Here is a 12,050-nt window from a genome sequence, read left to right on the forward strand (position 1 = left end):
GCTCGACTCTACGGCAATATAATTGACGAAACGGAAACCGGCTGCCGGAAAAGCTTCGGATTTCGCCTAGAATACCGCATTGCCGAGGTAGATGGCTTGCCGCAGGCGACGCTTGCGATTACTGCCAAAAAGAGACTCATTCCACCGCGCAAGAAGGTAGCGATGGCAAACGCAGCGTCAATGCGCGAGGAAGCGGAAACCATCGCCGTGAAGGCGTTGGGCTTTGTCGCCGCCGATCCGGAACTTCTGCCCCGCTTCCTGGCGATCACCGGTATCGAGGCGCATTCCATCCGCCAGGCTGCCAGCGAGCCGGGATTTTTGGCCGGCGTGCTGCAGTTCATCCTCGCCCACGAGCCGACGCTCATGCGGTTCGCGGAGGAAACCGGCACGCCGCCGGCTTCCGTCGGCAAGGCGTTGCGGGCGCTGCCGCTTGGCGACGACAATCATGAGCATTCCATATGAGCGACGATCCCGAAACAGCGCGCCAGATCGAGGAACTGGCCGCCGACGACTGCGTTTCCAAGCGCCCCGGCAGAACCGCTTAGCCGGGGCTCACGAAAGCGCCTACGGCGTCGTTTCTTCTGCTTCATCATTCGCAACCGGATCGGCCGGCTTCAGCATGGCGCCGTTGACCATCACCGAACCGTCGGCCTTGGTGTTAATGATCCATTCCAACCGGCCGTCCGGCAGCGTCTTGCCAAACCCTTTGATCGCCAGCACTACCGGGAAATACTGCGCGGCTTCCGGCTCCGACTTCGCCGCCGCCTGCAGGCTTTCCACGATCTTGTCGTAGCCGGCTATATCGATCGTCACATTTGCCTCGGGCTTCATGCCGGGGAACGTCATCTCGCCTTCCAGTGCAATTTCCACGTCGCGGTTCTTCACCGTGCTGTGGCCGATGACCATCTTCGGCGCTTTGGCCATGAAATCGGCGGTCAGCGTTTCGCCGAAGCCGGCCGCCAGCGGAGGATTCTGATTGAGATCAAAGGCTTCGATCGCCTTTTTCGCCATGCTGTCGAGATCGATGTTGGCGCCGCCGAAATTCAGATCGATGTCGGTGGGCAACAGCGCTGTGCTCCAGCCGGGGACAAGATGCTGAGGGATCGTCAATCCCGCCGCCTTGATCGAATAGTTGATCGCTCCGTTCTGGGCGATGCCGTCGGACCCGAAGCTAGTGCCCAGCTCCGTCGCACCGAAATGTCCCACCGGGCTCTCGACAGTGAAATCCTTGAACCCGTAGTTTCCGTCGATCCGCTCCCACAGCGGCAGCGCGGCGAGCAAAAGGGATTTGAGCTGCGCCTGGTTGGCCTTCAGCTTGGCCTCGTCTTCATTGGCGACCGCAAATGCTAGCAGATCGAGAAACGGCTTTGTCCTCAAGCCTTTGCCGGTCGCATTCACCGACAATTCTGGCGATTTGATCGTAAGCGGGAATTTCAGCCCGCTTTTTGGGTCGTCAACGTCGATCGCTTCAACAAAGCCGGCCATCGTCTGTGTCATGGTGAAATCGACACCGCCATTCGCGGCCTTGGTTGCGTTCATGGAGGCCGTACCCGCGCCGGTCCTTATTTCCATGTGTTGCACGGCATCCCGTGAGATCATGGTCATACCGGTCATCAATGTCGTAGCATTGGCGAAAGTTGCCAGCTCGGGATCATAGACCCCGGCAAACTTGCCGCCTTCGACCGAGAACTGCGTGCTCTGTGGCCCCTGCGGTCCGTTGATCTCGAAGGAAGCTCTCGTCGTGAAATCCCCCGAGATATCCCATGTCGCGTCGCTGCGCGGTTTGGCCAGCAGGACATAGGGCGCAAAATCGAACTTCAGCAAATCCTGCTTCGGCAGCATTCCGGCAAGCGCCTTGAAGTCGAAGGCGATCTTGTATGCATCACCTTCCACCGAGACCTTCAGGACGCCTTTGTCGATCGCCTGGCTACCGACGTAGCGCGACAGATTTTCGGAAAGCTGCTTCGCACCCTCGCCATCGACGGCCTGGGCGAAAGCGGGCGCGCTAAGCGCGAGAACGAAGACGGCCGGCAGAACACGGGTCACGCAGAATCTCCGTTGCTATTCTTGTAGTAGAAAACTCCAACCGCAACCGTAAGCCGAAACGGGCGAGGCGCAATCCCTCCCAGGCGTTGGATTGAGGAGCTTCACGTCGCCTTCTTCGGTGTGACGACGCAAGCGGCCCGGGCATTGAGCAGGCCCCAGCCGAAGACGGCGTCCTTGCCCGGCGCACCGAGATCTTCCGCCGACTTGCCGAGTGCGTCGTGAATGTCGGCTGCGGTGGCGTTGCTGTTTGCCGATTTCATCAACGCCGCTGCGGCGGTAACAAACGGCGCCGCGAAGGAGGTGCCGGTCTTTGGCCGGGCGCCGCTGACCGAAGCGGCCGTCCACACTTCGACACCGGGAGCGGCCAGATCGATATGCTCGCCGCGCCCGGCACGCCTGTAGGGACGTTTCATGCGGTCCACCGCCGTCACCGCGATCACATCCGCGTAGGCCGCTGGAAAGGAAGGTCCGGCCTTTGGGCCGCCATTGCCGGCGGCGGCGACGATCACCATGCCGCGGTCGGCAAGCCTTCGGACAAACTGCTCTAGAAGCGCATTCGCAGGACCCGACAGGCTCATATTCGTCACCTGCACGCCGCGCACGGAAAGAAGATCGAGCGCGCGAAGAAGATCATAGACGTCCGAGCGGTCATCCTGGCGATCGCCCCGGTGAAACGCATCGACCGCGATCAGCCTAGCGTGCGGCAGGAGGCCCGGGGCACGGCTGTCGACGCCGCCGACGAGCAGGGCCGCGACGGCGGTGCCGTGCTGGCGGCCGGACTCGGGAAAGCCGTCGTCCGACAGGCGAAGAACTTCGACCCGGCCTTTCGCGAAGGCGGCATGCGCAGGATTGATCGCCGTGTCGATGAGGCCGATCGTGACATTGCCACCGCAGCCGGCGGGAAGGCCTATATCGGCCGGCCAGCCGATCAGGCCCGCGGCGGCGCAGTGGGGTCCGGCACATTCGGCTTCTTGTCCGGGCCGGTAGTAATGCACGAAATCTGCTGTCGACTGCGGACCGGCGTCGATGACAAGCTCGCGTGCAGCCTCCAGCGGCGTATTGGGTGGTATGCGCAGCCGGACCAGCTCCGTTCCCAGAAGCTGGATGTCGGCGCGGTCCAGGACGGTGAAGCCCGTTGCCTGAAGCCGACCGATCTCAGCCGAACTCAGCCCGGTCGCGACGATCTGGTCCGGCGCCCGGGACGGCAAAGGGACGGCCGGCCGTTGCGCGCGCCTGCCGCCGCCTCGTCTTGGCGGCCGCGGAAGAAACCGATCCGTCAGCGAGAGAAACAGATTAGGTCCGGTCGACCGCCGGGGAGCCGTTCCCGACCCACCAGACGACGGGCCGGATCGACCGCCGTCATCACCACCGCCACCATCGTCGCCGCCACCGTCATCACCACCACCATCATCATCGGCGAACGCCGATCTTGGTCCGAACTCTGCGGGCGCCATCTGGCCGCTCGGCGCTTGGGGATCGACCAGCAACGCGACAGCTACCCAGAACGGCAGCAGAGCCTTTGGTCTCAGCCATGAGGTGGCGTCCATAGTTTCCCTTCCGGCCGTTGCCGATTTTCAACATCGCGAGGCTAGCGGACCTATCCGGCAATAAGCTAGCGTTGCGAGGAACGGGCGCGGGGCCGCTTTATTCCAGAACTTGGAGCAACATGCCGGAAAAAACCGACCGCGTCCAAGATCAGCTAGTCGCTTTTCTCCCGAATCTGCGCCGCTTCGCGATTGCGCTCTGCCGGTCCCGCGATATGGCGGACGATCTGGTTCAGCGAGCCTGCGAACGGGCGCTCGCCAACGAGCAGCGTTTCGAACAAGGGACGCGCTTCGACGCGTGGATGTTCAAGATTCTCCGAAATCTGTGGATCGATGACATCCGCAAGCGCAAGGTCGCCGGCCCGCAGGACGATATCGACGAGCGCCATGACATCGCCGGCGTTTCCGGTGAGCGCGAGATGGAGGCGCGGCTGGCGCTGAGCGGCGTCGCGCAAGCCATCGGCGAGCTCCCCGGCGACCAGCGCGACGTGCTGCTTCTGGTCTGCGTCGAAGAGCTTTCCTACAAGGAAGCCGCCGAAATCCTTGCCGTGCCGATCGGGACGGTGATGAGCCGGCTGGCCCGGGCGAGGAAGAATCTGGCGGAGGCTACTGGAATATCCACGGCGCCCACCCGTTCTGCGGTCACAAAAGGGGCTACGAAATGACCGAAGAGACTTTTTCGGACGAGATCCTGATGCGGTTCGCCGATGGTGAGCTTGATCCGGAGACTGTCGCCAGGATCGAGCAGGCGATGGAGATCGACGACCGTCTGGTTACCAGGGTCGCTATGTTCATCGAAACCAGAGCGCAGGCGCAGGCCGCGCTGAAGCCGCTGCTCGATGAGCCGGTTCCCGAAAAGCTTGTCGCGGCCGTCGAGCAAATGGTCGAGGCCAAGCGTGCCAGCGAGAAGGCGGCATCGGTATTGCCATTCGGCGGCGGGCGTATGGCGGGACCTCCATCCAGATCCCAATGGCTGCTGCCGATTGCCGCCTCTCTCGCGGCCGTCGTCGGCGCGCTCGCCGGGTATTGGGCTGCAGGCACCAACGAACGCGCACAGGGCGGGCTGTGGGTTGCCGGCGTCATCAGGCCAGCCCTCGGCCAAGCCCTTGAAACGGTCGAATCCGGGAAGGAAATCAAGCTCGCCGGGATCAGCGATCGGTTCCGGGCTATCGCCACCTTCCGCAACAATTCGCAGGATTTGTGTCGCGAATTCGAGGTCGACTCGCAGGACCGCTCCACGGTGATGTCGGTCGCCTGCCGTTCCGGCGACGAATGGCGCGTCAGCTTCGCGGTCGTGGCGCCGGGCGACGCCGGAGGCTATGCCCCGGCCTCGTCGGCCGAAGCCCTCGACGCCTATCTTTCGGCGATCGAAGCGGGCGCGCCAATGTCAGCCGAGGAGGAAGTTAAAGCGCTGACCGAGGTCCGCCAGAAGGATCAGAAGTAAAGCTGCGGCGGCCGGCTTCTCTTGAATGGAATAAAGCCGGCGATCGCCCGTTACTCCGCCGGACCGCAACTGCCGGTCCAGTCTGAAAAAGGAGTAACCACCATGACAAGACACTGGAAACTCAAGTCGACACTGGTCGCAGGAATGGCAGCCCTCGCAAGCACCGCGGCGCAGGCGAAGGAGTATCCCGCGGCGCCCCTGGAAACCGAGCGTCCGCCGGCCGCAATGACCAGCCAAAGCGACGGTGCCTTCATCGTCGCGGGCAACAGTTCGTCAAATTCGAGCTCCAATTCGTCGAGCAATTCGAGTTCGAACTCATCGTCCAACAGTTCGTCGAATTCCAGCTCCAATTCGTCGAGCAACTCCAATTCGAACTCATCGTCGAACAGCTCCTCCAACTCGAGCTCGAATAGTTCGGATCGCGGGCCGCGCCACTGGCGGTCCCGCTAGAGCATCGGGCCCAGAGATAGAGCGGCGGTACGCTTCGACTTGAAAGTCCGCCGCTCTATCGATCCACAAAGAAACGGGGGCCCAGCGGCCCCCGTTTCGCATTCTTCTCCGGGAAAGAGTTAGCGGGCCGCGCGGGCCCATTTGCGATACCAGCCTTCGCTCGCAATCGTGTTGCGATAGACCGTTTCGCGTTCCGTCGCCTCGGCTCCGGTCTCCGCCCGGATCTCCGCCTTGAGCGCCGCACCTTCGCGGCGAACCGGTATGACCTGGACGAGCGGCGTGCCCTTTTCAATGACGTAGAGTCCATCAGGCGCAGTCGCGAAGAATGGAAAATGGATGTCGGCTGCATAAGTGTCGGTATCGACGATACCGGCGACGCATTCGAAAGGCTGAGCCGGTCTGTTGAGCGGCGGCAGGAACAAGGAACTCCAGCCCGGCGGGGTACGTATCGACCAGTAGTTGTGAAACTTGCACGGCGGGCCCGGCTCCTTCGGGTTGCCGGCGACCTGATGGGCGCCATGATTGCTCACCATAGTCCTGTCGAACTCCCAGCCGGCATCGACGGTGCGGCCGCCATTCTTGATCTCAAGGCGGACGGTTGCCGCGAGCGGCAGGATCCAGCCGGTTGTCATCGCATCGAGAAACGGCATGCAGCGCTTGACGGTCAGACCGTTGTTGTTGGCCGACGCATGCTGCGAATCGACCGCCGGCAATTTGCGGAACCAGTCCGGCAGGACCGTCTTGGCCGCCACTGGCGGGGCGATGACGCCATGGTCTTCCGGCCGACAGAGAAACCGGATCGAGCGAGAGGTCTGGGGAAAATGGAACATCGATAGCCTCCATGGAAAAATCCGAGGAGGAACGGGCCGCAGGCGGATTTATTCCTGCTGAACGTCAACCGTCTGATTGCAGGCAGGCCACGATAATTCGGGCGCCGCCGAGCGACCGTCGCGACAGCGGCGCGCAAAGCTCACAACTATAGCACCAATCGCATCAGTGGCCGGCCTGCCTTGCGCTCGACCAGCCTCTCGAAGCCGGCTTTCTCAAACACCCGCGACGAGCCGACGAACAGGCCGATCGAACGCGAATCTTTCGACACATCGATCGGACATGCCTCGACCAGTCGCGCCCCATTCTGTCGGGCAAACTCGACGCCGCCTTCGACCAGGCGATGGGTGACGCCCCTGCCGCGCGCTTTAACGCGGATGAAGAAGCACGAAATTGCCCAGACGCCCGGATCCGCGGCATCGGCGGGATCGACCGGCGCCGACCCCCTGCCCTTATTGTTCCATTCGGGCACGTCGGCGCGCGGGCCGATCTGCATCCAGCCAACCGCCTTGCCATCCTCGAACGCCAGCAGGCCAGGTGGCGGCCCAGCCTCGATCCGCGCCTTGATGTGGTCCTTGTTGCGCTCCCGGTTGCTGGCGCGGCGAGCTGCCGGCGACAGCCGGAAATGTGTGCACCAGCAGCCGTAACAGGCGCCTTGCTTACCGAAAAGATCTTCGAAATCCGCCCAAAGCTCGGGCACCAGCGGCGCTATGGTCGTATTCATGAGCTCTCTCCCGGCCCACCGCCTTGTCGTGGCGTCCGTCCTGACGTACCATTGCATTTGTTCTCTTTATGTTCGCAGCGATGGCGGCTTCTGTCAACAATCCCGATCACGGTTTTTGCCGCGACTGCCTGACCTTCCAGCGCAGCGAGGCACGGCGTTGCGATCGCTGCGGCAGCCCGCGGCTTGCTCGCCATCCGGAGCTCTACCGGCTGCATCTTGCCCATATCGATTGCGATGCGTTTTACGCGGCGGTCGAAAAGCGTGACAACCCGACGTTGAAGGACCGGCCGTTGATCATCGGCGGCGGCAAGCGCGGCGTCGTCTCCACCGCTTGCTACATCGCCCGCATCCACGGGGTGCGCTCGGCAATGCCGATGTTCAAGGCGCTTGAAGCCTGCCCGGAAGCGGTCGTCCTCCCGCCGGACATGGAAAAATATGTACGCGTCGGCCGCGAGGTGCGCGCCATGATGCAGGCGCTGACGCCGCTGGTCGAGCCGATCTCCATCGACGAAGCGTTTCTGGACCTTGCCGGCACCGAGCGCCTGCATGGCTTGCCGCCGGCGGTGGTGCTGGCACGCTTCGCGCTTGGTGTGGAGAAGGAGATCGGCATCACCGTTTCATCAGGCCTTTCCTACTGCAAGTTCCTGGCCAAGGTGGCGTCGGATTTTCGCAAGCCGCGCGGCTTTTCGGTGATCGGCGAGGCCGAGGCGGCCGGCTTTCTCGCCGAGCAGCCGGTGACGCTGATCTGGGGCGTGGGGAAAGCCTTCGCCGCCACGCTTGAACGGGACGGCATCCGCATGATCGGCCAGTTGCAGCGCATGGAGCGCGGCGACCTGATGCGCCGCTATGGCGTGATGGGCGACCGGCTCTACCGCCTTTCGCGCGGCGAGGACGATCGCCGCGTCCATCCTGACCAGGATGCGAAAAGCGTCTCGGCGGAGACCACCTTCGACACAGACATCGCGTCGCTGGATGAATTGGTTTCGGTGCTGAGGGCGCTGTCGGAAAAGGTCTCGGGGCGGCTGAAAAAATCCGGCATTGCCGGGCGCACCGTCGTGCTGAAGCTAAAGACCCAGGATTTCAAGACCCGCACGCGCAACCGCCAGCTCGGCGACCCGACACGGCTGGCCGACCGCATTTTTTCGACCGGGCTCGAGCTGCTGCGCAAGGAAACGGATGGCACAAGATACCGGCTGCTTGGCATCGGCGTCAGCGACCTCTCGAATGACGAAAAGGCCGATCCGCCCGACCTCGTCGATATCCAGTCACGCAAGCGCGCCATGGCCGAAGGCGCCATCGACACGCTGCGCGACAAATTCGGCCGCAAGGCCGTGGAGACCGGCTATACCTTCGGCAAGGGCCGCAGCGCTCACCCGCCCGAGCCGATCGAGGACTGAGCATGATGCCGAACCTTCGGCTCGGAAAAGATCATGCTCAAACAAGAAGATAGAGCGGCCTTCAGATGCGCCTCAAATCGATCCGGCTGGTCATCACGCGCTCACCGGTTTTTGGGTCGACGTCGATAACGGTCAGCCGCATGCCGTCCTCGCCGCTCTTCTCGACCGTCATTTGCGCCGTGCGATCGCCGTTGACCTCCTTCGCCCAGCGGATGCCGAGATTGATCGCATTGCCCGAGCGCCTGCCGCTAAGCTGCGCCGGCCCGGTGCGGGATCCGACATAGGTGCCGGTGTACTTCGTCCCGCTGGACTTCAGATCGGCACTGATGGCGCGCGTCACCACGACCAGACCGCGGCAGGTGCCGTCCAGCGACAATGAGTTCGATGTCGCGTCGGAATTGAAGCGGCAGGAGACGTTCACCGTCGGCGCATCGGTGGTTACCTTGACGGTCCCCTTGCCGGCAAAATTCCCCTGGAACGAGCGGAGGAAATCGGCTTCGTCGGCGTGAGCTGCGCCAGCCGCTGCCGCTAGGCAGCCGGCGAGTGCAAATCGTGCGAATGATTTCATCGGATCTCTCCTCGTTGAGATCGGAAACAAGGCACTCCCTGCTAGGCAGGTAAACACTACGAATCAACGCCCGCCACTTCGGCAGGTTCCGCCTTCAACATGACTGTTTTGCAACACGTCGCTTCTGGCCCAGCCGAATGCGTCGACTAGCGGTTGCAGTGAACGTCCCGGCTTGCGACATAGCGCGCATGGCACCCTCACCATCGATACCCAAGGCCGCATTCTGGATGGCGCTGTCGATCGCATCGTTTCTGGCGATGTCGGTCGCCGGCCGTGCCACGACGGCCGAACTCAACGTCTTCCAGGTGTTGGAGCTGCGCTCGGTCATCGGCTTTTTCATCCTCCTGCCGCTGGTGATGATATCAGGCGGTTTTGCGGCAATGCGCACCAAACGGCCCTTGGCCAATATCGTCCGCAACGTCGTCCATTTTATCGGCCAGGCGGCGTGGCTTTACGCCTTGACGCTGATCCCGCTGGCCGTGCTGATCTCCATCGAATTCACGACGCCGATCTGGACGGCCATCCTGGCGGTCGGCTTCCTCGGTGAAAGGCTAAGCCGGCCCAAGGTTGCGGCGATCATGCTGGGGCTGATCGGCGCGATGATCATCGTGCGTCCGGGAGCGGGCTCCGTCGATCCGGGACATGTCGTCGTGCTGGGCGCCGCCGTCTGCTTCGGCATATCCGTGGTTCTGGTCAAGTCGCTGACGCGGACGGACAGCGTCGTGCGCATCATCTTCTGGATGCTGCTTATCCAGTCGGTGCTCGGCCTTGTCCCGGCGCTCTACGAATGGCGCAATCCGCCGCTCGAACTGTGGCCGTGGATCCTGCTGATCGCCTTCACCGGCATGTCGTCGCATTTCTGCATGGCCCGCGCGCTCGCCTATGCCGACGCGACCGTCATCTCGCCGATGGACTTTTTGCGCGTGCCGCTGTCGGCGCTGATCGGCTGGCTGCTTTACCACGAGCAGATCGACGCTTTCACCGCCGGTGGCGCCTTGCTGATCCTGATGGGCAATCTGCTCAATCTGCAACGGAAAGCGACGAAACCGGCTGAGATCGCGGTATCATAGTTCCGTCGGAGCTCAAATACCGTCGTCGGGTATCTTGAGAAGATGCCCGCAGGCCTTGCAGTGGACGGCGTCGGGCTCGTGCCGCTGAAGGCCGCATTGCGGGCACGGGAAGAAGACCTTGGCGGGGCGGAAGAGCGCCTGCGCCAGCCTGACGAACAGCGATATGCCGATGATCATGGTGACAATCGCGGTGAGCTTGCCGGCTATCCCCGGCAGCACGATGTCGCCGAAACCGGTCGTTGTCACCGTCGCGACGGTGAAATAAAGCGCGTCGACATAGCCTTCGAGACCGGCCCCGGTGCGGAAGAAGAAGGTGTAGACGAAGCCGGTGACGACAAACAGGAATGTCAGGAGATTGATGACCGCGTGGCTTGCCTCGCGCCATTTTTTGAGGCCGCGCATCTCGAAATACCGCCACAGCGCGCCGCTGCGCGACAGCGACCACAACCGCAGGATGCGCAGGAAACCCAGATTGGCCAGCGCCGAAGGCATCAGCAACGTCAGCAGGATGAAGGCGTCGATCCACGACGCCGGCTGTTTCAGCAGGCGCAGCATGTCATTGGAGGCTAGCAGCCTGGCAATCATGTCGGCGGCGACAAGTGCTGCGACAGAATAATCAAGCCAGAGGAACGAGGACGACTCCTGGATCACCGGTGTGGCGATGAAGAAGGCGATGATGGCAAGGTCGATGATGATCGCCGCCAGTTGAAACCGGAAAGCCGCAGGTGTGCGCCCGTGATAAAGCTTGCGCAACGTATCGCGCAGCCGCGCCAAGGCTGATAACTCCCGCGCTCCGTCCTTGTCTGCCGCCTTCATGGCAACTGCGATAACGTTCGCTGCAACAGCCGTCCAGTGGGCAGAGCAGGGATAAGCCGCCGTGGGTTGAGAACATCCGGAGAGTTTCAGACCCGGAAAGCAATTCAGACCGGTTCCGCCTCGATGATGCTGATGCGAGGTCCGGCTTCAACAATATTCGCGACCCGGAAATCCGACGCTGCAAGCAGCACCCTGAATTCTTCCGCCGTGCGCTCCTGCCCGCCCGGCATGACCAGCATGTTCAGATCGCCGAATTTTGCGCCGGCGCCTTCGTTGGGCGGCGCCAGAATGCTCTCGAGCACCAGCAGTTTGCCTTCTGGGCGCATTGCCCGGCGGCAGGTTTTCAGGATGCGGATGTTTGTGTCGTCGTCCCAGTCATGCAAGATCCATTTAAGCACAATCGCATCGGCGCCCTCGGGCACCGAGACGAAGAAATCGCCGGCAACGATATCGCAACGATCGGCCACGCCCGCGGCGTCAAAGACCGGGCCGGCCTTTGCCACGACCTGCGGCTGATCGAAAAGAATGCCGCGCTGGCCGGGATTGCGGCAGAGGATTTCGGCAAGCAGCGCGCCCTGCCCGCCCGCGACATCCATGACGACAGAGAACGGCCGGAAGTCATAGGCCGCGATCACCGCGGCGGCGACGCCACGCGACATGGCCGTCATCGCCCGGTCGAAGATGACGGACTCTTCCGGATGCTCCGCCCGATATTCCCAAACGCCCTTGCCATGAGCATGGCGAAAGGCGTTTTCGCCGGTGCTGACACTGTGCAGCAGATCGCTCCATGCCTGACGGAAATAGGGCCGTCCGGCCAGGATAGCCCACGGCGCGACCGAATGCTGAACATCGGATCGCAACGCGCTGCCAACCGGGGTCAGTGAGAAGAGCCGGTCTTCCGCTTCATGGAACACGCCGACCGACGCAAGGGCGCGCAACAGCCGGTAGAGCGCCTGCGGATGGGCATCGGTCAACGCGGCAAGTTCGCCGCTGGTGCGTTTTCCGTCCTTAAGGTGGTCTGCGATGCCCAGCGTGGCGGCGACGCATATCGCCTGAGATACCTGGAACCCATTCACCATCTTCTGGAGTTCGGCAGCGGCTGTCCGCTCGTCCATGACGCACTCCTCCGGCCGCCGAAAGACCCAGGCCGCCGAGCTCACAAT

The 12,050-nt window shown here is 62.7% G+C and carries 13 protein-coding genes; 5 read left to right on the forward strand and 8 right to left on the reverse strand.

The window, feature by feature from the left end; all coding sequences use genetic code 11:
* Positions 1-162: 162 nt before the first annotated feature.
* Positions 163-462: a DUF3572 domain-containing protein gene (locus CIT25_RS15405; RefSeq protein WP_095485583.1), complete on the forward strand. Its 300-nt coding sequence runs from the start codon at positions 163-165 to the stop codon at positions 460-462.
* A 102-nt stretch (positions 463-564) separates the two neighbouring features.
* Here the strand turns inward: CIT25_RS15405 and CIT25_RS15410 are convergent, their stop codons facing one another.
* Together CIT25_RS15410 and CIT25_RS15415 are read right to left on the reverse strand one after the other, a co-directional pair.
* Positions 565-2,046, reverse strand: a complete 1,482-nt coding sequence (locus CIT25_RS15410; protein ID WP_095485372.1) for a hypothetical protein — start codon at positions 2,044-2,046, stop codon at positions 565-567.
* Between the two features lie 101 nt (positions 2,047-2,147).
* Entirely contained in the window at positions 2,148-3,593 is a 1,446-nt protein-coding gene (locus CIT25_RS15415; protein WP_245329857.1) for a S8 family serine peptidase, read from the reverse strand.
* 119 nt (positions 3,594-3,712) lie between these two features.
* Between CIT25_RS15415 and CIT25_RS15420 the strand changes: the two genes are divergently transcribed.
* Both CIT25_RS15420 and CIT25_RS15425 read left to right on the forward strand, forming a co-directional pair.
* Positions 3,713-4,255 carry an RNA polymerase sigma factor gene (locus CIT25_RS15420; protein WP_095485373.1) on the forward strand — a complete coding sequence of 181 codons (543 nt, stop codon included), beginning with the start codon at positions 3,713-3,715 and terminating at the stop codon, positions 4,253-4,255.
* Positions 4,252-5,034, forward strand: a complete 783-nt coding sequence (locus CIT25_RS15425; protein WP_095485374.1) for an anti-sigma factor family protein — start codon at positions 4,252-4,254, stop codon at positions 5,032-5,034. The genes CIT25_RS15420 and CIT25_RS15425 overlap by 4 nt, the downstream gene beginning before the upstream one ends.
* 50 nt (positions 5,035-5,084) lie before the next feature.
* Here CIT25_RS15425 and CIT25_RS35835 read toward each other — a convergent pair whose 3' ends face one another.
* From CIT25_RS35835 to CIT25_RS15440, 3 genes are all read right to left on the reverse strand, one after another.
* Positions 5,085-5,432 (reverse strand): hypothetical protein, encoded by a 348-nt coding sequence (locus CIT25_RS35835; RefSeq protein WP_164759138.1) that lies wholly within the window; start codon positions 5,430-5,432, stop codon positions 5,085-5,087.
* Between the two features lie 171 nt (positions 5,433-5,603).
* A complete protein-coding gene (locus CIT25_RS15435; RefSeq protein WP_095485376.1) occupies positions 5,604-6,314 on the reverse strand; it encodes a DUF6065 family protein in 711 nt (236 codons plus the stop codon).
* Between the two features lie 146 nt (positions 6,315-6,460).
* The gene (locus CIT25_RS15440) at positions 6,461-7,036 is read right to left on the reverse strand and encodes a GNAT family N-acetyltransferase (RefSeq protein WP_095485377.1); all 576 of its coding nucleotides are present in this window, start codon (positions 7,034-7,036) and stop codon (positions 6,461-6,463) included.
* 68 nt (positions 7,037-7,104) lie between these two features.
* Here CIT25_RS15440 and CIT25_RS15445 point away from each other — a divergent pair, with 68 nt between their 5' ends.
* Positions 7,105-8,433, forward strand: a complete 1,329-nt coding sequence (locus CIT25_RS15445; protein WP_095485378.1) for a DNA polymerase IV — start codon at positions 7,105-7,107, stop codon at positions 8,431-8,433.
* 61 nt (positions 8,434-8,494) lie between these two features.
* Here the strand turns inward: CIT25_RS15445 and CIT25_RS15450 are convergent, their stop codons facing one another.
* Entirely contained in the window at positions 8,495-9,001 is a 507-nt protein-coding gene (locus CIT25_RS15450; protein WP_095485379.1) for a hypothetical protein, read from the reverse strand.
* A gap of 188 nt (positions 9,002-9,189) precedes the next feature.
* Between CIT25_RS15450 and CIT25_RS15455 the strand changes: the two genes are divergently transcribed.
* On the forward strand, positions 9,190-10,071 hold the full coding sequence (locus CIT25_RS15455) for a DMT family transporter (RefSeq protein WP_095485380.1): 882 nt from the start codon (positions 9,190-9,192) through the stop codon (positions 10,069-10,071).
* Positions 10,072-10,083: 12 nt separating this feature from the next.
* Here CIT25_RS15455 and CIT25_RS15460 read toward each other — a convergent pair whose 3' ends face one another.
* Both CIT25_RS15460 and CIT25_RS15465 read right to left on the reverse strand, forming a co-directional pair.
* Positions 10,084-10,887, reverse strand: coding sequence for a potassium channel family protein (locus CIT25_RS15460; protein WP_095485381.1), 804 nt, complete (start codon positions 10,885-10,887; stop codon positions 10,084-10,086).
* 104 nt (positions 10,888-10,991) lie between these two features.
* A complete protein-coding gene (locus CIT25_RS15465) occupies positions 10,992-12,002 on the reverse strand; it encodes a methyltransferase (protein WP_095485382.1) in 1,011 nt (336 codons plus the stop codon).
* Between the last annotated feature and the right edge of the window lie 48 nt (positions 12,003-12,050).

The organism is Mesorhizobium mediterraneum, from assembly GCF_002284565.1.
In the GTDB taxonomy this organism is placed as follows: Bacteria; Pseudomonadota; Alphaproteobacteria; order Rhizobiales; family Rhizobiaceae; genus Mesorhizobium; species Mesorhizobium mediterraneum.

Excerpts from the sequence above, each read along its gene's own strand:
- CIT25_RS15420 (WP_095485373.1), top strand. The coding sequence starts at position 3,713 with ATGCCGGAAAAAACCGACCGCGTCCAAGATCAGCTAGTCGCTTTTCTC.
- CIT25_RS15445 (WP_095485378.1), top strand. The coding sequence starts at position 7,105 with ATGTTCGCAGCGATGGCGGCTTCTGTCAACAATCCCGATCACGGTTTT.
- CIT25_RS15450 (WP_095485379.1), bottom strand. The coding sequence starts at position 9,001 with ATGAAATCATTCGCACGATTTGCACTCGCCGGCTGCCTAGCGGCAGCG.
- CIT25_RS15425 (WP_095485374.1), top strand. The coding sequence starts at position 4,252 with ATGACCGAAGAGACTTTTTCGGACGAGATCCTGATGCGGTTCGCCGAT.
- CIT25_RS15435 (WP_095485376.1), bottom strand. The coding sequence starts at position 6,314 with ATGTTCCATTTTCCCCAGACCTCTCGCTCGATCCGGTTTCTCTGTCGG.
- CIT25_RS15405 (WP_095485583.1), top strand. The coding sequence starts at position 163 with ATGGCAAACGCAGCGTCAATGCGCGAGGAAGCGGAAACCATCGCCGTG.
- CIT25_RS15415 (WP_245329857.1), bottom strand. The coding sequence starts at position 3,593 with ATGGACGCCACCTCATGGCTGAGACCAAAGGCTCTGCTGCCGTTCTGG.
- CIT25_RS15440 (WP_095485377.1), bottom strand. The coding sequence starts at position 7,036 with ATGAATACGACCATAGCGCCGCTGGTGCCCGAGCTTTGGGCGGATTTC.
- CIT25_RS15455 (WP_095485380.1), top strand. The coding sequence starts at position 9,190 with ATGGCACCCTCACCATCGATACCCAAGGCCGCATTCTGGATGGCGCTG.
- CIT25_RS15460 (WP_095485381.1), bottom strand. The coding sequence starts at position 10,887 with ATGAAGGCGGCAGACAAGGACGGAGCGCGGGAGTTATCAGCCTTGGCG.
- CIT25_RS15465 (WP_095485382.1), bottom strand. The coding sequence starts at position 12,002 with ATGGACGAGCGGACAGCCGCTGCCGAACTCCAGAAGATGGTGAATGGG.